This window comes from Planococcus sp. S3-L1 (genome assembly GCF_030063085.1).
Classification (GTDB): domain Bacteria; phylum Bacillota; class Bacilli; order Bacillales_A; family Planococcaceae; genus Planococcus; species Planococcus kocurii.
In genome coordinates this window covers 1-20,625 of the sequence record NZ_JASISN010000010.1, presented here as the reverse complement: position 1 = coordinate 20,625, position 20,625 = coordinate 1, and the positions used below count along the sequence as shown (strand labels likewise).

Below are 20,625 nucleotides of genomic sequence, written 5' to 3'. Positions count from 1 at the left end.
AAATTATTTCCCCCTCGTGTTTCGATTTTATTAGTTCATTATAAAAAATATTCTGACAATTAAGTTTCAGTATCTTTACTGATTTTTACACAATCTTTACTTAAATTTTTTTCAACTGAGTCAACAACAGAAAAGGAAGAGGGAAACAGCTTTTCTTCTCCTAACTGTTGGTAATCTCTTTGTAAATAACCCCTTTTCATTTTTTCGAAATAGTGCTGAGCTTTTGACTGCAGTTCTTTCAAATCAATTTGAGGGATTTGTCTATCTTTCATAACTATTTTGCCATTTATAATAGAAAGTTTAATATCTCTTCCGGATCCGCTCATAACCATTGTTCGAATAGGATCGTCACTTACACCCATATGATATCCTTCTAAATCGACGACAATGATGTCCGCTTTTGCTCCTACAGCTAACCTACCAAGGTCTTCTCTACCTAAAAATTTTGCGCCACCTAGAGTTGCCGCTCTGAAAAAATCAGCAAAGGATGAACTTTCGACATCCTTTTCGTGCATACGGGAAATCATACTGCCTGCCCGAATGTTTTGGAAGATATCCGGAGGAAAAGTATCTGTCCCGATAGCTACGTTTACGCCTGAACGTTTGTATTTGGCAAAGGATTCTAGCCCGCTACCACGCCTTCCCATAATGACCGGACAGTGAATCACTGTTGTACCGGTTTCAGTTAAAATTTTGATATCGTCACCTTGTCCCGTTTCTGCTTCACTATATCCTGCTATGAAATTAGCATGGGGAATACCTGTTTTTGGTCCTAAAAACCCTACATTTTTAAGGTATTGAATTGGCGTGACGCCATGCTTTTCAACGATGGTGTGGTATTCAAAACTTCCTTGTGCAGCGTGAAGTTTAATCGGTACTCCTAATGACTCGCTATAAGCTTTTGTCTGTTTCAAACTTTCTTCTGTCTGGCATTCAATTCGCTCTGGTGCAAGCATGCCTCTCACTAAATCGTCATAGGTACCGTCAAATTCTTCTATAAACTTAACTGCTCGATCCAGACCTTCTTTGCCGCTTTCTTCGTCCCACATTAACTGAATGGTGCCATCTGGTTGTACAACGCGCATACCCGATTGGTAGCTCGGTCCCAAGTATATTCTTAACCCTAAATTTCCTGCATAATGCGCAGCTGATGCTAATTCTTCATACGTCTCTGCCCATTTTTTATAAAAGACGGACGTAATCGGCATAGCTGTTGTAATGCCGTTTAAGATTAATTGGCTATAGGCATAAAGAGATTTAAACGCTTCTTCCTCTTCTGTCATGACTTCCTGTGGACCATTCTTCATGTATTTTTCAGACCATAAAAGATTTTTTGATTTTTCATTATCTGCTTCTACGTGAATAATATCGTGGTCGATATCGCCAAGTGCATTTAAATCAATAAATCCTGGGCTTATCACGGCGTTTCCACAATCGATGGTTTCATCTACAGACTCGGTGTATTCTTTTCCTACATAAATAATGGACGTTCCTTCATAAACGACTTCCGCATCTTTTAGTATGACGTGATCCTCACCGTTATAGCCGATAACATATTGCCCTTTTAATTTTGTCTTCATGTAAGTTCCTCCTCTGTAATAGCAAACACATAGTCTGCTTCATCAAATCGTTTTTCGTCAACATAAGCGCGCGTTGACCCCCAGAAATATTTGGTTGGGGTCATGTATTTTTCCAAACCTGCACGCTCAATTGTTTCCAAAGCTTCCGCATTCGCTTCTTCGATTAGTTGATTTTCTTCAACAGTCGTTACGTTACGGTCAGTCATTAACACTTTTCCGTCAACAATGACATGATTCACATCATTTCCAACTGCTTGGTAAACTAACCGGTGAATATGCATAGTTTCAGGAGTTAAGTGCGCTTGTTTCATATTTACCGTGATAATATCTGCTTTTTTCCCAATTTCAATCGATCCAAGCTCGTCGTCCCACCCTATACATTTAGCTGCATCAATGGTGACCATCTCCAAAAGCTTGCCAGGAGGTAAATAATGCTCGTCCCTCATCGCCGCTTGATGAATCAATTGCGTTTTTCGCATCGCTTGAAACAGATCAAAACTAGTTGAAGGTGAAGTGCCATCTGTAGAAATGGCAACTGTCGCTCCAAGTTCGATGAGCTCTACAATCGGTGTTCTTGCTGTCATCTGAGTGATACTCGCACTCGTACTGACGTTGGTTCCGGTGTCTGCTAGAATTTTCACTTCATCAAAGGAAATCCCTCGACAATGTTGCAAATGAACGTCTGGTCCTAATAAAGCATAATCCTTGTCTTGAATTGCCATGTGAATCATTCCACCAAATGCATCCGAATGGATTCTCGTTTTGTACTTGTTGGCAATTTCTCTAATTTTACGTGCTTGGTAGCGGTCATGGTCAGTTAACTGATGCAACCTAGACGGCGGTGTAGGACCAGAACCTTCTATCGATGTCACAATGACAAAAGGGGTAACGAAAGCTCTTGTCCGGTCGTCATTGGCATGGTTCAACGCTTCAACAACCGCTTCTGTTCCTTTTAGTACATCTTGATAATCAACTTCTTTTGTAATTCTTTTGCCGTTTTTCCAGCGGCTGTATAGTTTCGGCCACTTAGGGTTGGCAGGCCCCGTACAGACGACATTGCGAATTCCGACTTCGTTATAGGCCTTTGCATGATTTAATGCAAAAATAGGGTCATCTGCTCTTGGTGTCGAACCGATCACGGAGACACCGGTCGTAATGCCAGCTTTTAATCGTTCTAATGCGGATACCTTTCCTTCGTAATACCAAAAATCATCTGTCACATAATGATTGTATGTATTGGTCATAATGGGAATCCACTGTTCCAAGTTGTCCATGGCGATTGTTTTAAACATCGAATGACCTCCATGACCATGAACATCAATCAATCCAGGTAAAATGCAGTGGTGCTTGCAATCGATCAGTTGTTTAGCTTCGTATTTCACTTCCAACACTGCAGTAAGCCCAACATCCAAAATTTTTCCATGATGAACCGCTACGGCTCCACCGTAAATAATACTTCGTTCTTTATTCATTGTGATTAGCGTGCCATTTATTAAAAGCAAATCAATCATGGTGCCACTCCCTCTTTATAAAGTTCTACTATCAAGTTAATTATTCATTATAGAGAAAAACTCGAGTGTTTAATTAAGCGAATAATACAACTTTTTAAACTATTTATACTTTTTTCGTTGTTTTTAGAAAAAATTCTTTATTTATTAACATCTCTTCTACTTTTAGAAGTTGATTTGCGACACAAGCAACTAAAAAAAGAAAGCAGCCAAATGACCGCTTTCCTTTCTTAGTTTATTTATCTGTTTAGTCTCCACTTATTTCGATATCATTTTCACCCGCATATTGTTTTGTCCAGTCACACAAATCATGAATTAGTGGAATAAGACTTTCTCCGTAATCAGTCATAGAATACTCTACTGTAGCTGGTACGGTCGGATACACTTTTCTAGAAATGATACGGCTACTTTCAAGCTCTTTCAGTTGCTCCGTAAGTACTTTTTGGCTAATTGTCGGAATGCTTTTTTTTAGCTCGCCAAATCTTTTACTCCCATTGATTAAGTACCAAAGAATCATCAATTTCCACTTTCCACCGATCAAATCAATTGTCAGCCCTAAAGAGCAGATATAGCTATTTTTAACTCCCATTACATCTCTCCTTATCCTCTCGGTAGTCACATTTTCGTAACTATACCACTTAAATGTGCCGTATTGTTATTCTAAAAACTCCTTTGTATGATGAAGATGTCCAGGATAATAAAGATCAATCGTCATACTATATAAAAAACAGATAGGAGCGATCAATATGGCCTACCCAAGAGCATTTTCACACATCGGATTATCGGTCACAGATTTAGACAGAGCCGTCACATTCTATAAAGAAGTTATGGGCTGGTATGTAATTATGGAGCCGGCAGAAGTAAAAGAAGAAAGTGACACACCCATCGGGCAAATGTGTATCGATGTGTTCGGCGCCGGATGGGGAACGTTCCGCATCGCACACATGGCAACTTCTGACGGGACTGGAATCGAAATCTTCGAATTTCCGAATAGCGAAAAACCCGAAAATAATTTTGAGTACTGGAAGTCAGGCGTCTTCCATTTTTGCGTTCAAGATCCAGACGTAGAAGGATTGGTTCAAAAAATAGTTGAACATGGTGGCAAACAACGGATGCCAATTAGAGAATACTATCCAGATGATAAGCCTTACAGAATGTGTTATGTAGAAGATCCGTTTGGCATCATATTTGAGATTTACAGTCACAGCTACGAAATCACTTATTCTTCAGGAGCGTATTGATAACTAAACAACCTCACACTGAATTTGAATTTAACTCCTCTGCATCTGTTAGAGGAGTTAAATTCATAACTTGAGCTTTAATTTTTCATTTTAACTGAACAAGAATCTTCGTAATGTAATGATCCTCGCCACTTTTTACTAATCCATCGTATATATACTCTTCCATGATATAATCGCCAATTTCATAGTGATTCCTGCGAATTTCTGAAAATAGCCGTTCATATGTGACATGGATCGTGTCTTCTTTTCCTAAATGATAGCCAACTGCATACATTCCTGCTGCGATTTTAAAAAATGGCTGACTTTTTCTTTGCTCTAGCTGCTTCATGTAGAGATAACTATAATTCGTATACTCGCCTTTTACTACTTGTTCGTGCAAAGTCATTCCACCAATTTGAAAGCCTGTATCTAAATTCTGTTCATTTAATGTATTGATGAATTGCGTGACTACCTTTGCAAAATCGTCGTCGTTTATATCGGTTATATTTGGACTCAGATACAAAAAACTTTCGGACAAATAGAGAAAGCTAACTTGATGGAAGTCTGTTTCTTCAGCCTCTTCTAGCAAGTTGATTTTTACATCCATCATCATTTCCAAATGATCCAACATTCTTTTTTTCGTCCGCACTTTTTCTTTTTGCTCAATCATCAAAGAGTGAAACAATTCAGGTGACTTCTGTTCCATATAGCTTTTAATTTCTTCTAATGACATCCCGAGTTCTTTTAATAGATAAATGACATTGAACACCTCCAGCTGCCGAAACGAATAAAAGCGGTAACCTTTTTGATTGCGATAAGCTGGTGTTAACAAGCCGATTTGGTCGTAGTAAATAATTGTTTGCTTATTAACTTTACATAATTTTGAAAAATCTCCTGTTGTCAAATATTTTTCAGTCACATGGAGGCTCCTTTCTTGACTACCTAGTTACTATATACCTTAAATTTTATCTATACACAAGAAAGAAAGGTTTTGACATGATGTTTACTGGAATTCGAGCGATTACAGACTCGAACAAACAAGAAGTTTTAAATTTAAAAGTGGCAGCGCAACAACGAGGATTTATCGAATCGGTCAGTCAGTGTTTACTAGAGGCTGAACAAGACACACGTTACGTCCCTTTGGCTTTATACAAAGAGAATGAAATTATCGGATTTTCGATGTACGGAAAATTTGATGAGCAGATTTGGTTGGATCGTTTTTTAGTTGACGAACGTTTTCAACAACAAGGACTGGGACGTTATTTTTTCCGCGTACTTGTTGACTATTTAACTGAACTCTATCCTAAAAAACCTATCTATTTAAGTGTCTTTGAACAAAACAAAGTAGCCATTCGACTTTATCAAAAACTAGGGTTTGGTTTTACGGAAGAAGTAGATGAAAACGGTGAAAAAATTATGATTTATCCGCATTAATGCACAAAAAATCCCAATCAGCAGCATTCGCTACTGATTGGGATTTTCTTTACTTAGTTTTGTAGATCAAAACGATCGGCATTCATCACTTTGTTCCATGCTTTGATGAAATCACGAGCGAATTTCTCTTTGCTATCATCTTGTGCATATACTTCTGAAATAGCACGCAGAATTGAGTTTGAACCAAATACTAAGTCAAAACGTGTAGCTGTACCGACTACTTCACCAGTTGCATTGTTTTTACCTTCGTATTTATTGAATTCTACTGGCGTCCAGTCGATGTTCATATCCAATAGCTTAACGAAGAAATCATTTGTTAACACGCCGCTATTAGTAGCAAAAGTTCCTTCTTTTACGCCTTGATAATTTGCATCTAATGCACGCATACCACCAATTAATGCGGTCATTTCTGGCGCTGTTAAGCCAAGTAGTTGTGCTTTATCAAGCAACATTTCTTCCGGGCTTACTGTGTATTCTTTCTTCTGGTAGTTTCTGAAACCATCTGAAACTGGCTCTAACACATCAAAGCTTTCTGCATCTGTTTGTTCTTCAAGAGCATCTCCACGACCTTGCGTAAATGGAACAGCTAAATCGAACCCAGCAGCTTTGACAGCTTGTTCAAGGGCTACATTTCCTCCAAGTACAATCAAATCAGCCATGCTTACTTTATTGCCAGTCGAAGCTTTAAGGTTTTCGTAAACAGCGAGCACTTTAGCTAATTCTGCTGGCTCATTTGCTGCCCAGTCGCGTTGTGGAGCAAAGCGAATACGTGCTCCGTTGGCACCGCCACGTTTATCTGAATTTCGGTATGTGCTAGCAGAAGCCCAAGCTGTTTTAACGAGCTGTTGCGAAGTTAACTCACTCGCCAAGATTTTCTCTTTTAGCTCATCCAACTCTTCAGTCGTTAATGTATGTGTTGCTGCTGGTACTGGATCTTGCCAAATCAATACTTCTTCTGGAACTTCTGGTCCCCAATAACGTGCTGCAGGTCCCATATCACGATGAAGAAGTTTGAACCAAGCACGCGCAAATGCATCTGCAAACTCATCCATGTTCTCATAATAGCGACGAGAAATTTTTTCGTATGCCGGATCCATGCGAAGTGCCATATCTGCTGTTGTCATCATTGTTTTCACTTTAATAGAAGCATCTTCTGCGTCAGGTGCCATTTGGTGTTCTGACAAATCTTTTGCTGTCCACTGGTACGCGCCAGCAGGAGATTTTGTTAACTCCCATTCGTATTCAAACAATTGCTCGTAATAGCCATTGTCCCATTTTGTTGGGTTAGCCGTCCAAGCGCCTTCAATACCACTTGAAATTGTATCACGGCCTTTACCAGAACCGTGCGTGCTCTTCCAGCCAATTCCCATATTTTCCATTACGGCTGCTTCTGGATCGTCTCCTACTTCAGCAGGGTCTCCCGCTCCGTGTGCTTTACCAAACGTATGGCCACCTGCGATTAGCGCAACTGTTTCTTCATCGTTCATTCCCATACGTGCAAAGGTTTCACGAATATCAACAGCACTAGCAAGAGGATCCGGTTTGCCGTTTGGTCCCTCTGGGTTTACATAAATTAAGCCCATCTGTACCGCAGCGAGAGGGTTTTCCAAATCGCGTTCACCTGAATAACGATTATCTTCTAACCACTCTTTTTCGTTGCCCCAATAAACATCTTCTTCTGGTGCCCAAATGTCTTCACGTCCTGCTCCAAATCCAAAGGTTTTAAAGCCCATCGACTCAAGTGCTACGTTACCCGTCAATAGCAATAAATCGGCCCAAGAAATTTTGCTGCCGTATTTTTGCTTGATTGGCCATAGCAAACGACGTGCTTTGTCCAAGTTTACGTTATCTGGCCAGCTATTTAATGGCGCAAAACGCTGGTTTCCGGTAGAACCGCCTCCGCGACCGTCTGCAGTTCGGTAAGTACCTGCATCGTGCCATGACATACGGATGAATAACCCGCCGTAATGACCATAATCCGCTGGCCACCAGTCTTGGCTATCTGTCATGACTTTGTGCAAATCTTGCTTTAATGCCTCATAATCCAATTTCTCGAATTCTGCTTTGTAATCAAATGCCTCTCCTAGAGGATTTGTTTTAGTGTCATGCTGATGGAGAATGTTGACATTCAGCATGTTTGGCCACCAGTCTTTGTTTTGTGTTTTTCCTGGCTTGTTTGAAGTCGTGATTGCACTATCTTTATGGCCACCTGTTACTGGGCATTGACCTTCTCCTGCTGCAGTGTGGCGCTTTTCTTCATTGTTTTCCATCTTTTAAAACCTCCTATTGAATAATGAAACCTAGTCGTACGTGCATTGAATGTGTGGAGATTAATTCTTACATTAGAATTATACTAAACTAGAAGGAAACTGAACAGTAATAAGCGTCTAACAAGAGAACCAATGTTTCATAGCCTCCTTAAATTAAATCAAAAATTCCAAATTTAACAAAAGTGGATATCTTTGCTTTTGTTAACTTGCATTTCGTTAATGTTAGTCATGCACTTTTTTACTCCAACAACTCTTCTGAAATCAACTTAAAGCCTTCAATCATCGTATCTTCCTCTACCTCGATCAATATACAGCGTTTGCCATCGTAATTAACTTGTTTGACGTAACGTAAGTCTTGAGGGCTGATGGCGATATCCGCTACTTTGGTGCTAATTTTGATGGATTTGGATGCATAACTTGGCACGATATGACTTGCTTTCATTTCATAGGTTTTGTCTTCCACTACGCTTTGGAACGCTCTTTCTACCTTTTCCGTGCTCACATCTTTTACGCCGCTTGCTTTTAGTACACGCGTAACTTCTGTGACATCCAAAGTAGGCGGTTGCTCATCTTCGTCATCACTTTCTGCTTCGATGACTAGCATTTGATTGATTTCATCATATAAACCCGCAAGCGTTCTCGAATTGACTTCATCACCAATGACCGCTTTCACAATTTCTTCAAACACGGTCTTTTCTTCTTCAGCTGTGAGAATTTCATCGCCATTTAAAACATTTTCGATAAATTGATAATCCGGTTTGTTTGTTTTACCAGCAGCATACAAAATACGGTTAATGTCTGCCGCATTATCTGTAAAACTTGGGAACAAGAACCCCCCGATTGGTGCAGATAGCTTAATAACAGGATCCATTAGCACATTGGACTTAAATTCTTTCTCCGCAAAGTCAAACACTAAGGAGCTTTTCGGCAGTTCCGTTTGGTTCATGCTACTAAGAATAAATGAAGTGGTGTACATTTCATCTCGGAAATCCATGTCCGATTCGTCCGTCTTGCGTTTGGTCGTCTTAAAATAGTTGCCACGAATAAACGTAACGACCATATCCTTTTCGTACGGGTGGTCTTCAACCATTTTCAAGGCGATACGCTGCATGTTTGTTTTCCAGTCACTAACTTCATCTGCTTGAAGTCCTTCATATAAAAGTCGTTGTGTATGATCTACTTGTCCTTCTTCTTGCGGTTGAAATTTAACTTCAAACAGCTTTTCATCAAGCTTTCCGCCTAAAACTTTTTTGAAATTGGCCAGAAACAATTCTTGTTGTTCCCGGTCTAACAAAGAAAATGAGCGACTCTCTTCGTGATAGATTTCACTGCTTTCTTGTTGGATGTAGACATTATAAATTTCACCGATTTTCAGTAAATCTGTATCTAACTTAAATCGTTTGCGGATATCGGCTATCTCTTTTTTATTCATTGCTATTTCCAACTCCCTAACTAATAAACTCCATGTCATGACAAAAGAGCATCAAAGCGATAGGTTCGCCTTTGATACTCCCTTATTATAACAATGATTAGACAGTAACAAAAAGTGAAAAAGAAATGACTACATTAACCTCAACTATTTGTTTTAACGTTTCATTTCAAATGCTCTCTGATGAAGTCCACGCATCTGCTCTGTCAGTTTAGAAGCAGGACCGTCGACAACTGTGTCTTTAATAACTTCTTCAATAGCTAACCTTCGAACACGCGATGAAGCGGTCGCACCCATTTCACTCAACCACTCAGCTGATTGCTGTGACGAGCTTGCATAGACGATTCTTCCTAAACCTACCAATCCGTGAGCTGCTGCACACATCGGACAATGTTCGCCTGACGTATAAACCGTCGCTGTGCTCCGTTCTTCCGGCGACAAGTGATTCGCGGCCCAGCGTGCAATCGCAAACTCCGGATGCTGGGTATGATCGCCGCCTGCTACGTGGTTATGGTCTTCAAAAAGAACGGCTCCCTCCACCGAAACAAGAATAGACCCATATGGCTCATCTCCTTTTTCAAGGGCGGTTTCCGCCAACTCTACACAACGTCGCAAATACGTTAAATCCTTTTCGGTAATCATCTTTACTCCCCCTTTTTGTTCGTAACACGTTAACTAGAAATTCCAACCGACGCGTTTTCGTACTGTGCATCGCTTAAGGCTTTGACGATAAAATGCGCAACATCCGCACGAGGAATTGATTTCGACTTATCCGGCACACCTGTCGCAGCTTCTTTGTACTGCCCTGTAAACGCGCCATTTGTTAATCCCATCGGTCGAACAATGGTAAAGGTCAGTCCGTGTTCTTGAATCAAATCTGTAGCTGCTCGGTGATCGATTAGCGGGTTCTTCAGCATCTTCATGATTAGCTTCCCACTGACACCTGTGAGTTCATTATGAACACCTGCAGATGCCGTGTAGACAATGCGCTTCACACCGTGTTCCTCCATGCCCATGACAATATTTTTTGTCATCTCTTGAAGTTCTGTTGACTGCTTCATTCCTTGACTAGAGCCTAAGCACGATACAACTGCATCATGCCCTGCAATGGCTGCTGAGACTTCTGCTGTGTTAAAGGCATCTCCTTGGATAACAGTTAGATTCTCGTGTGTTACTTGTAACTTCGTTGGTGTTCGGACAAATGCCGTAACCTTAAATCCACTTTCTATTGCTTGCTTGACAACCGATTGACCTACGCCACCCGTAGCGCCGAATACGATAATGTTCATTGCGTTTCACCCTACTTTCTTATGATTGGTATACCCTTTTTTCATTTAAAAATCAATCTATCTTAACTGTCTAAAAAATGCACACCGCGTTCAGGATTCTGACACCGGCTCACAAGCTTTTAAAAGTAGCTCGTATCACCAAGTCCTTTATACATTCTCGCCCACGATTCAAAAAAACAGACGGAGAAAAAGAACATCTTTTTCTCCATCTGTTTTATTTTAGCGGCGTATGGGACAGATCCTTAACTAAAAAGACATGACCTTAAAAAATAACATCAACTACACTTACTGAAGTCGTTCTGAAATAACCTTTACTGCCTTCACAAACTCTGCAACGAATGCTTCGCGATTAACGCTGTGAAGAACATGCACATTTGGCGTTTTCCCGGAACGATTCGTATAGTCAACGACTGTCGCACCTGCTGCTAGTCCTTCTAAAGCGACTTCTACAAAGCAGTCCTGACCTTCGAAAAACTCCGGTTTCAATAAATACATAACGGCGCAAACATCATGGAAATGCAGCACTTGATCGTAATTTTCTTCATGGAAAGAGGTTCTCTTGATGACATCCAAATAATACGTCACCAAATGATAAGCTTTCTCCGCAAACTCCGTACCAATGTTTAAAATGCTTTTTGCTTCTTCGATTGTGACAAACGCTTTATGAGTGACGTCTAATCCACTCATGACAACCGGTACACCCGAACGGAACACAATCTCTACTGCGTGTGGATCGACGTACGCATTAAACTCCGCAGTAGGTGACATATTGCCACCTACTGCCGCTCCGCCCATCCAGGAAATCCGCTCAATTTTTGGTTTTACTTCAGGGTGCGCAAGCAATAACGCCGCCACATTGGTTAGGGGTCCTGTTGCCACAATGGTGGTTTTCTCATCACTCGCCATAATCGTTTCCAGCATGGCTGTGACAGCTGGTCGTTTACTAACTGGTAAAGTCGGTGCTGAAAACTGCACATTGCCAAAGCCGCTTTCCCCGTGAATGTCTTCCGCTACTTCGAGTTCACGGAACATCGGCTGCTCCAATCCACGTGCAATTTCAACGTCGGCTCCGATATAACTTAAAAAAGAACGAGCGTTGTAATTTGTCTTGTCTTGAGAGATATTTCCTGAACACGTGGTAACAAGTCGTACGTCCAGTGTTTCACGATTAGCAAATGCTAAAGTTAGCATCATTGCGTCGTCGATTCCTGGGTCTGTATCGATGATGATTGGTAATCTTGTCATAGAGTGAGCCACCTTTACATTTTTAAGTATCGTTGCTTGCAGGAACGCTTTAGTTACTTAATTTGCGGTAAATTTTTAGTAACTGATCTCGTTCTTCAGTAGTTAAGGTTTCAAATAATTTTTTTCGCAAAGTAACGCCTTCTTTGTTAGCTCTTTTGACCATCTCTACCCCTTTATCTGTAATGGATAAAATAATCATTCGACGATCGGATTCAGACGTTGTTCGGACGGCTAACTTTTTACTGATCAACTTTTCTGCCAAATGGGTAATTGTTGGAGGAGTCAATCCTACTTCTTTGGCAATATCCGAAGGAGAGCTTTTTCCGTGTACCATCAAACGAGCGAGCACCAAAATGTGAGAAACCCCCAAGTCTTCATTAAATGATTTGTTCCACTGAACAATTAAGTTATCGGTTACTTTATCCATATTGTGTATAATTTCAAAAATAGTTTGTTCACTCATGCTAATGAATCCCTGCTTTCTACTAAATAAGAGCCCCTATTGGCTAGGGGCTCTTATTATACATATTTTAGGCGCAACTTGAAACAAGCATACCATAAAGAGAAGACCTATCCGGAAAAAATATTCCATATCCTCTCCACTTATTTATTTTTTCCAAGCACCGGCTGCTAGTAGTTTTTCTTTTCCTTTGAAAGCGTATAGAACTGCTACAATCGCGAGCACTAACATGACAAGAATGGTATACAATCCACCTGAGTAGCTGCCTGTAAATTGGAAGATGTATCCGTAAGCAGGTAAGGCAACGATTGCAGCAATCGCCAATCCTAGTGAAGCAGTAGAGTAAATTTGGCTGTAGTCTTTATTGCCAAACAAACTTTGTGTCAATGATGGCGTCAGCGTTCCAATGCCACTTGTTACAAAAGCAAACAACACAAGTGCAACGAAAATAACGGTAGCGCTTGAAGTCACAAACAATAACAGCGAAATCGAAATCAATCCTAAGCCCATCGTCATAATGGTCGTGTTTCGAGATCCAATTTTATCGTTTAACATTCCGATAATAATCGCACCCAATACCACACCTAACATATAAACACCCATTGCGGTTCCTGCAAATTCTTGTGTAAACCCTTTATCGACAATATACGATGGAATGTGCATCATAAAGCTCGCAACGGAAGTAATAAGGAAGAAAAACAGCATCAATGCATAAAACGAAGACGATTTTTTCGCATCGCTCATCGCAATTCCTTCGTTTTGTGTTTCACTTGAAGATCCTTGGTCGGCGATTTCCGTGTCCGTCATGCCGTAAGGATACAAGCCTTTGTTTTGAGATAATTTTTTAATAAGAAGGAGCGTAACGGGAATCACGACAATGATTGCTGTAATCCCTACTGCCATATACCCGTATCTCCAGCCTTGGTTGACGATTAATGAACCAATAACAGGCTGTGCAAATGCACCGATTAACCCGCCAGTTGCTGTCAAAATGCCCAGTGCCAATCCGTTATTTTTTCTAAACCATTGGTTGATTAAAACCGGACCTGCTATAACGTTAATAAAAATAGCACCAAATGCTAATGGAACAGCCAAAATATACCAGCCCCATACTGAATTCATCAGTCCGAACGCCGCAAACGAACCACCTTGTAAAATAATCGCGACAATCAACAATAAACGAATATCGTATTTCGCCATTAATTTACCCGCAACAGGTAGTAATATAATCGTAACAACTGCAGATATACTCATGTACAAGGTTAAATCACCAATACCAATACCCAACTCTTTTGAAACAGGTGTTAAGAACAGACCGGACGAGTTATTGACTACCCCTTTACCAAACGCGACGATGATACAAAGACCAATCAGCACCAACCAAGCTGCATGAATTTTACTTTTACTTGCTTTTACTTTTTCTTCTGGCTTGATCGTTGTATTAACCATTCATCTGCTCCTTAAAATCGGGAATGGTCGGATTGCTTAAATAATGTCCGCCTTCCACTTTAATCGTTTGACCGGTAATAAATTTCGATTCATCTGATGCTAGGAATAATACCGTATTTCCAATATCGTCTGGCTCACCGTGGTAAGGTAACTGGTTGTATCTCATAAAGGTATCCAACAGTTCTGGAGACAAAATATTTTTAGCAGCTGGCGTTAAAATCAGTCCAGGCGCAACTGCGTTACACCGAATATTTTGCTTGCCGTATTGAGTGGCAATGTATTTTGTTAAGTTAATGACGCCCGCCTTTGATGCTCCGTATGCTGTACGAACAGAGTCGCCTGCAAATCCTGCCATAGACGTGGTATTAATAATTGCGCCGCCGCCATCTTTGATCATATGCGGAATCGCAAATCGGCTTCCTAGAAGCACGCTCTTCAAATTCAAGTCCATTAAGCGGTCCCATTCTTCAAGATCCAAGTTGACCACATCGATATCTTTTCTCAAGTTGGTTCCACCAACATTATTCACCAAGACATTGATTTTTCCGTACTGTTCGACCGTATACTCTACAGCTTCTTGAATCGAACTTTCTTTACTTGCATCCAGGAAGATCCCTAGCGCATTACCGCCTTGTTCGTTAATCTGTTTTGCTGCTTCTTGCGCGCCTTCTAGATTAAAGTCTGCAATGACGACTTTTGCGCCTTCTTTAGCTAATAAACTTGCAGATGAAAGCCCAATTCCAGAAGCGCCACCTGTTACTAATGCTACTTTGTTTTCTACTCTAGCCATTCCTTTTCCTCCTCTTCAAAATTAACGTAGTTTCATGCTACTGCCATCAACCAGCCATGTTTAACCGGTACTACTAACCACATCTTTACTGGCCAAGAAAACGGCTGCTGTTCCGAATCGCCAACACGACCAAGTAGAATAGTGTTCATCATGGCTTCGTACATTATTTGTGTGTTTGCAGCACTCACCATTTGTTGCACATTTTCTTTTGCAGATATATCTCTACTGAATAGAGCGCCTTTAGTGTACTGATTGATTTCGGCTACAGTTTCTTGACTTTTTTTCATTGATACCGACAAGTGCAAATCGTGCTCCTTCTTTTGCTATCGCAAGCGCAATAATTTTGCCAATCCCTGAAGCGCCACCGATAGTAATCCCAATTTCTCCTGCTAATTTCATCATAATGCATCATTTTCTTGCATAATACTTAGATATCTAAATATTTGACATCTAAATATTATCAGCAGCCTATATATATTACAACATAATTATTTTATTTCAAGATATCGTGCAATTTTTTGGCATAGAGAAGTTTTTTATGGTTTACACTCTTGTAAAAAACACGTGATTTTGGGTTTAAGCGAATCGTCTAGTTAAATTCAGTAACGTTAAAAAAGACGATTCCCTTTTGAACGGAATCGTCTTTTCGGTATCAAATTTTTCATATCCTTCTCTGCCTCAGTCTTCTAACAGTTCGACCATTGCGGTATAGCCTTTTTCTTTCGCGTAATCGAGTGCTGTTTTACCCGAGTTGTCTCGAAGTTCTTTATTGGCATGAAATGTGATCAATTCCTGTACAATTTGCTGATAGATTTCTGAACCATCCGTCAGAGCGACTGCTTCAATCAATGCGGTATAGCCAAAATTATTTTGATGATCGATATTTACGCTACCGTCTTCTAACAGTAGCTTAACATTGTCTAAATGGCCTTTTTCAGCAGCCGGTATTAATGTATTGCCACCATAGCGATTCACAATTGTTTGATTGGGCTCGGCATGCTCCATCATATAAGCTAAAATTTCTGTTTTTCCTTGTGCACCTGCATATAGGTAGGCACTATCTTGAATATTATCTTGTTGATTGATGTCTGCTCCCGCATCAATTAATAGTTTCGCGATTTCAATGTAATTGCTATGCGTCGCAATTAACAATGGCGTTTCTTTTTTCGTATTCGTTTCATTTAGTGGATACGACGGATCCTGTAAAATTTCTTGCACCTTTTTTACCTCGTTGTCTTCGACTGCTTGAATCAGTCCACCTGAGTATTGCTCCACATTGCTTTCCCCTTCCTGACTACATCCCGTGATTAGCAAGAACATGCTTGCGACAAAGCCTATAAAACGGTTCATGAAAAACCTCCCTTACGCGATACCCTATTAGAAAACAGCAAAATACCATTCAAGTAGTCTGTGCTTTATACTAATCATACTTACTGAAGGGGGCAGACACAATGTCCGAAATGGTCAATGATTTGAAAGAAGCGTTAATCGCGAAAGCCAAATGCCTATTTACGAGTTCGCTGTATCTGCTAAAGTACATGGCGATTGTTTTAGTGCCGCTATACATTATTTATTTGTTTTTGAATTAATAAATGTTAAAAAGACGATTCCGTTTTATACGGACTCGCCTTTTTTGTATCGACTTTTTAATCGCAGCTTTGAAATTAGTTACTTGTGATCCGTTTTTCTGCGGTATAGCCAATTAAGGTTAGATTTATTAAAAACGAAAAAGGATTCCTCACACATTTTTCGCAATCGGAAAGTGTTTGATGTTTTTCTTTCCCCATTCGTCCATCATTAAAACGATTGGAATGAGGCTTTCTCCTAAAGTGGTTAGTGAATATTCTACTTTCGACGGAACTTCAGCAAATACTTGCCGGTGAACGACCCCGTCCTCCTCCAACTCTCTAATTTGAGTAGTCAGTACCTTATGCGAAATTTTGGGAAGCAGGCGGTTAATCTCACTAAAGCGCAAGACACCCTCTGTTCCTAAATAGTAAATAATAATAATTTTCCACTTGCCGCTAATAATCGATAAGGTCAGTTCCTTTTCACAATTAAATTCGCCACTCTCAATTTCCCTTTTTATTGCTGACCGCAGATCACTCATGAAACTGCCCCCTTCTTCCATTTCCTTCTGAAAGTATCCTTTAGGTAACCTTCTCACAAAAAAGTGCGTTCTTCCATTAAAAAGAATTATAATTTAGAATATAGAGAATACTTAATATAAATAGTAAAATTTTGTCCCTTCTTCGATGCTGCCCTGGTGTAAAGATGTGATCTTTATCTGTACAAAATTAGATAGGAGCTGACAGAAATGGCAGGAAACAGAGCGGTTGTATACAGAGGTACTGGAACGGTAACAGTTGAAGATATAAGCTACCCTGAATTAATCATTAGAGACGGTCCCGGGGTAAATCCATTGAATGTCGGGCGTAAATGTGAACATGGGGTGGTGGTAAAAGTCGTTACCACCAATATTTGCGGAAGTGATCAACACATGGTGCGTGGCCGGACAACAGCTCCTGAAGGCCTTGTACTCGGTCATGAAATTACAGGAGAAGTCATTGAAGTCGGCCGTGATGTGGAATTTATCAAAAAAGGTGACCTGGTGTCGGTACCATTTAATATTGCTTGTGGCCGCTGCCGCAGCTGTAAAGAGCAAGACACTCATATTTGTGAGAACGTCAACCCAGATCGTCCCGGTTCTGCTTATGGTTACGTAGACATGGGTGGATGGGTCGGCGGGCAATCGGAATACGTGATGGTCCCTTATGCAGATTTTCAGTTGCTGAAATTCCCGGATAAAGATCAAGCGATGGATAAAATACTTGATTTAACGATGCTTTCCGATATTTTCCCAACAGGCTACCACGGCGCTGTGAGTGCGGGTGTGAAACCAGGAGCTACTGTCTATGTTGCCGGGGCTGGTCCTGTCGGTTTAGCCGCTGCCCACTCTGCCCAGCTACTGGGTGCATCTGTTGTCATCGTAGGGGACTTAAACAAAGAACGCCTTGCACAGGCCCATAGTTTCGGCTGTGAAACGGTCAATCTTCGTGAACACGCAAACCTTGCGGAACAAATTGCTCAAATTCTAGGCGTCCCAGAAGTGGATTGCGCGATTGATTGTGTAGGTTTTGAAGCTAGTGGACATGGCGAGGGAGCTGGTGAAGCACCGGCTACTGTATTAAATTCCATTATGGAAGTTACGCGTGCAGGCGGACGTCTTGGTATACCTGGACTCTATGTAACCGGTGATCCAGGCGCTGCCGACCAAGACGCTCAAAATGGAACCTTGAAGGTGCGCTTAGGACTTGGCTGGGCAAAAGCTCATACGTTTGTAACGGGGCAAACTCCAGTTATGAGGTACCATCGTGACTTGATGAAGTCGATTTTAAGCGGCAAAGCACAAATTGCCAAAGCGGTAAACGCAACGGTCATTACGTTAGATCAATCACCAGAGGCATACGCTGAATTTGACCAAGGGGCTTCCAAGAAATTTGTTATTGATCCTCATGGGCATTTTAAAAAGTAAGTTGCTTGCTCCTGTGCTTATGGAAAAACAGGGAGGTTCATTTCCTTTTGAATGATGCGTGTTTGGCTAGTAGATTCCCCAGAACCAAGCATTAATATTTTGATATAAAAAAGCGCTAGGATGATGATCCTAGCGCTTTTGCGAAGTTGCGTTACTAAAAAGTCTACTAGCTCTTTATAGAACTAATCTGTCCTTGCTTAATTCAATTTTAAGCTGAACAAAGACACCGCAAGTTCAAAATAATCATAACTGTATACATGAAAAACACCTGCCTCAGACTTCTATGTAAGAAGAAAAAGGCAGGTGTTTTCTAAAATCTAATTGTAATACAGGTTCTCAGTCGGATAGATCGGATCATTGGTGATGTCGATTCCAAGCTTCTTAAAAGTCTGTTCGTTTTCTCTATTCAATATGACCGTGGAATGAGCTTGGGTGTCTTTTAAATTTGGCAATTGCTTATAAGCCAGCTCAGAAGTAGGATTGGTGACCGCACTGATTGCCAGTGCAATGAGCACTTCATTGGCGCTTAATGTTGGGACACGGCTGTTCAAGTCATCCGTTTTCAACCGTTGAATCGTCTGTAAAATCATCGGCGACAACAAATTAATTTCATCGGAAATATTGGTCAATTTCTTCAACCCATTCAAAATCGCGGCTGCCGAAGCATCCATCAAAGTTGTCGTTCGACCGGTGATTATCTCGCCATTCGGCAGTTCTATCGCAATTACGGCTTGTAGATTCGTGCTGTCAATTTGCTCTTGGATTGCTTTCGCATAATTACGGGCCGGCAATACAGGTGTCCGGTCCTCTTTCTTTAAATCGGTCTCTTCCAGAATCACTTGCATGTGGCTTACACTGTCTTCATCGGCAAGTCCTTTTTTATAGTCATTCTCTACGACGAAACTGCGCCGAATGATTTCCTGCTTGGCAGCTTCTTGGACAACCCTATCGTCGGTGATGCCCGATTTCAGACGATTGACCCCCATATCAGTTGGTGAGCTATAAACAGACGCTTTACCGGTAATCCTTTCGATAATCCGTTTGATGACAGGAAACGTCTCAATATCACGATTGTAATTGATCGCTACTTTTTCATATGCTTCATAGTGATAATTATCAATCATATTTACGTCTTTCAAATCGACGGTAGCCGCTTCATAAGCGATGTTTACCGGATGCTTTAACGGCAAGTTCCAAACCGGAAACGTCTCAAACTTGGCATAGCCGACTTCATTTCCAAGTTTATTCTCATGGTACATTTGGTTAAGGCAGGTGGCGAGCTTTCCGCTACCTGGGCCAGGGCCCGTCACTACCACGATCGGCTTTGTCGTTTTAATATAAGGGTTTGTCGCAAATCCCTCTTCCCCAAGGACCGCGTCCACGTTTGTCGGATAACCTTCGATTTCACGGTGAATACAGACGCTAATTCCGCTTCTCTCAAGCTTAGTCATAAATACTTTGACCGTTGGTTGCCCTTGATAACGAGTGATTAAGACACTGTTGACAGAAATACCATATGCTCGATATTCATCAATTAAGCGCAAGACATCTTGGTCGTAAGTGATGCCGTAATCTTCACGGACTTTGTTTCGTTCGATGTCTCCAGCGTAGACACAGATGATGATTTCCGCCTTTTCTTTCAGTGTATGCAATAGTTTGATTTTGGCATCTTCATCAAACCCAGGCAAGACACGCTTGGCATGTTTGTCACCTATCAATTTTCCGCCAAACTCCAAGTAAAGTTTATCGTACTGCTGCACCCGTTCTAGAATGTAGGCTGATTGTTCTTGCAAATATTTCTCCGAATCAAATCCAAGTTTTTTCATTAATTTTGGTCCCGCTTTCTTTGCTTCAAGCTTTCTCTTAACGCAATAGATAAAAACGCCTTAAGTGAAAATCCCAGCTAAAATTCATCTTTTATCATTATATAGCTTTTTAAAAAAAGAGAAAGGAAAATCGCCTCGATCCGTTCGATGATTGAGTGATTTTAATAAGCGCAGTAATAACTTATCGTCAATGCAGTCAAACAAAATAACGAAATCTGGACCCGTATTTAGCAAATCCAAATAGCCAAAAGCTTATTTCCTTTTGATGGTTTTGAATAACTGAATTGTTTTTAGCGTTTGAATAAAACATAAATAAGTTAGCGTTGGTAATGATATAAACCTCACTTACTTATGGTAAGGTTCACCGTATTGCATCTAAATGAGGTTTCAATTCGCAAAATTACAATGGATGTTTAAATTATTAACAAAGTAAATGAGTTAATTTCATAATTCCGAGCCCTTACGGCTCTAAGTGTAATATCTCAAGAAAATAGAGCACCTCCCCAAATCCTGTATAATGGTAGTCACCACAACATACACAAACAGGAGGGAAAGCGCTCTATGCCTATTATAAGACAAGATAACCTATT

At 40.7% G+C, this 20,625-nt stretch carries 21 protein-coding genes; 4 read left to right on the top strand and 17 right to left on the bottom strand.

Annotated elements, in window-relative coordinates; all coding sequences use genetic code 11:
* Window positions 1–59: 59 nt before the first annotated feature.
* From QMF37_RS10800 to QMF37_RS10790, 3 genes are all read right to left on the bottom strand, one after another.
* Complete coding sequence (locus tag QMF37_RS10800) at window positions 60–1,580, bottom strand: amidohydrolase family protein (protein ID WP_078080799.1); 1,521 nt, start codon at window positions 1,578–1,580, stop codon at window positions 60–62.
* Window positions 1,577–3,091, bottom strand: coding sequence for an amidohydrolase family protein (locus tag QMF37_RS10795; RefSeq protein WP_078080800.1), 1,515 nt, complete (start codon window positions 3,089–3,091; stop codon window positions 1,577–1,579). Before QMF37_RS10795 ends, QMF37_RS10800 begins: the two co-directional genes overlap by 4 nt.
* Before the next feature lie 244 nt (window positions 3,092–3,335).
* Window positions 3,336–3,677 (bottom strand): winged helix-turn-helix transcriptional regulator, encoded by a 342-nt coding sequence (locus tag QMF37_RS10790; protein ID WP_071152922.1) that lies wholly within the window; start codon window positions 3,675–3,677, stop codon window positions 3,336–3,338.
* Between the two features lie 157 nt (window positions 3,678–3,834).
* On the opposite strand from QMF37_RS10790, the gene QMF37_RS10785 reads away from it, so the two are divergent.
* Complete coding sequence (locus tag QMF37_RS10785; protein ID WP_058383910.1) at window positions 3,835–4,329, top strand: lactoylglutathione lyase family protein; 495 nt, start codon at window positions 3,835–3,837, stop codon at window positions 4,327–4,329.
* An 85-nt stretch (window positions 4,330–4,414) separates the two neighbouring features.
* Here QMF37_RS10785 and QMF37_RS10780 read toward each other — a convergent pair whose 3' ends face one another.
* Window positions 4,415–5,227, bottom strand: coding sequence for a MerR family transcriptional regulator (locus QMF37_RS10780; RefSeq protein WP_071152923.1), 813 nt, complete (start codon window positions 5,225–5,227; stop codon window positions 4,415–4,417).
* Between the two features lie 77 nt (window positions 5,228–5,304).
* Here QMF37_RS10780 and QMF37_RS10775 point away from each other — a divergent pair, with 77 nt between their 5' ends.
* Window positions 5,305–5,742, top strand: a complete 438-nt coding sequence (locus tag QMF37_RS10775; RefSeq protein ID WP_245830222.1) for a GNAT family N-acetyltransferase — start codon at window positions 5,305–5,307, stop codon at window positions 5,740–5,742.
* A 53-nt stretch (window positions 5,743–5,795) separates the two neighbouring features.
* Here the strand turns inward: QMF37_RS10775 and katG are convergent, their stop codons facing one another.
* The 11 genes from katG to QMF37_RS10720 form a co-directional block, all read right to left on the bottom strand.
* Entirely contained in the window at window positions 5,796–8,012 is a 2,217-nt protein-coding gene (gene katG, locus QMF37_RS10770; protein WP_071152924.1) for a catalase/peroxidase HPI, read from the bottom strand.
* Between the two features lie 238 nt (window positions 8,013–8,250).
* Window positions 8,251–9,444 carry a DUF4317 domain-containing protein gene (locus tag QMF37_RS10765; protein ID WP_071152925.1) on the bottom strand — a complete coding sequence of 398 codons (1,194 nt, stop codon included), beginning with the start codon at window positions 9,442–9,444 and terminating at the stop codon, window positions 8,251–8,253.
* Between the two features lie 153 nt (window positions 9,445–9,597).
* Entirely contained in the window at window positions 9,598–10,083 is a 486-nt protein-coding gene (locus QMF37_RS10760; RefSeq protein ID WP_071152926.1) for a nucleoside deaminase, read from the bottom strand.
* A gap of 29 nt (window positions 10,084–10,112) precedes the next feature.
* Window positions 10,113–10,730, bottom strand: coding sequence for an NAD(P)-dependent oxidoreductase (locus QMF37_RS10755; protein ID WP_071152927.1), 618 nt, complete (start codon window positions 10,728–10,730; stop codon window positions 10,113–10,115).
* Between the two features lie 285 nt (window positions 10,731–11,015).
* Window positions 11,016–11,975, bottom strand: coding sequence for a nucleoside hydrolase (locus tag QMF37_RS10750; RefSeq protein WP_071152928.1), 960 nt, complete (start codon window positions 11,973–11,975; stop codon window positions 11,016–11,018).
* 49 nt (window positions 11,976–12,024) lie between these two features.
* The gene (locus tag QMF37_RS10745) at window positions 12,025–12,438 is read right to left on the bottom strand and encodes a MarR family winged helix-turn-helix transcriptional regulator (RefSeq protein WP_071152929.1); all 414 of its coding nucleotides are present in this window, start codon (window positions 12,436–12,438) and stop codon (window positions 12,025–12,027) included.
* A gap of 144 nt (window positions 12,439–12,582) precedes the next feature.
* The gene (locus tag QMF37_RS10740; protein WP_071152930.1) at window positions 12,583–13,884 is read right to left on the bottom strand and encodes an MFS transporter; all 1,302 of its coding nucleotides are present in this window, start codon (window positions 13,882–13,884) and stop codon (window positions 12,583–12,585) included.
* On the bottom strand, window positions 13,877–14,674 hold the full coding sequence (locus QMF37_RS10735; RefSeq protein WP_283478323.1) for an SDR family NAD(P)-dependent oxidoreductase: 798 nt from the start codon (window positions 14,672–14,674) through the stop codon (window positions 13,877–13,879). The genes QMF37_RS10740 and QMF37_RS10735 overlap by 8 nt, the downstream gene beginning before the upstream one ends.
* Before the next feature lie 32 nt (window positions 14,675–14,706).
* Window positions 14,707–14,973: a hypothetical protein gene (locus tag QMF37_RS10730; protein WP_223145208.1), complete on the bottom strand. Its 267-nt coding sequence runs from the start codon at window positions 14,971–14,973 to the stop codon at window positions 14,707–14,709.
* Window positions 14,915–15,073, bottom strand: a complete 159-nt coding sequence (locus tag QMF37_RS10725) for a hypothetical protein (protein WP_188074757.1) — start codon at window positions 15,071–15,073, stop codon at window positions 14,915–14,917. Before QMF37_RS10725 ends, QMF37_RS10730 begins: the two co-directional genes overlap by 59 nt.
* A 279-nt stretch (window positions 15,074–15,352) precedes the next feature.
* Window positions 15,353–16,024 carry an ankyrin repeat domain-containing protein gene (locus QMF37_RS10720; RefSeq protein WP_071152933.1) on the bottom strand — a complete coding sequence of 224 codons (672 nt, stop codon included), beginning with the start codon at window positions 16,022–16,024 and terminating at the stop codon, window positions 15,353–15,355.
* A 101-nt stretch (window positions 16,025–16,125) separates the two neighbouring features.
* On the opposite strand from QMF37_RS10720, the gene QMF37_RS10715 reads away from it, so the two are divergent.
* Window positions 16,126–16,263 carry a hypothetical protein gene (locus QMF37_RS10715; protein ID WP_169835284.1) on the top strand — a complete coding sequence of 46 codons (138 nt, stop codon included), beginning with the start codon at window positions 16,126–16,128 and terminating at the stop codon, window positions 16,261–16,263.
* 149 nt (window positions 16,264–16,412) lie between these two features.
* Here QMF37_RS10715 and QMF37_RS10710 read toward each other — a convergent pair whose 3' ends face one another.
* Window positions 16,413–16,784, bottom strand: coding sequence for a winged helix-turn-helix transcriptional regulator (locus tag QMF37_RS10710; RefSeq protein ID WP_071152934.1), 372 nt, complete (start codon window positions 16,782–16,784; stop codon window positions 16,413–16,415).
* A 207-nt stretch (window positions 16,785–16,991) separates the two neighbouring features.
* Here QMF37_RS10710 and fdhA point away from each other — a divergent pair, with 207 nt between their 5' ends.
* Window positions 16,992–18,209: a formaldehyde dehydrogenase, glutathione-independent gene (gene fdhA / locus QMF37_RS10705; protein WP_058383897.1), complete on the top strand. Its 1,218-nt coding sequence runs from the start codon at window positions 16,992–16,994 to the stop codon at window positions 18,207–18,209.
* Between the two features lie 317 nt (window positions 18,210–18,526).
* On the opposite strand, the gene QMF37_RS10700 is transcribed toward fdhA, so the two are convergent.
* Entirely contained in the window at window positions 18,527–20,035 is a 1,509-nt protein-coding gene (locus QMF37_RS10700; protein WP_078080801.1) for a DUF1846 domain-containing protein, read from the bottom strand.
* Window positions 20,036–20,625 lie beyond the last annotated feature (590 nt).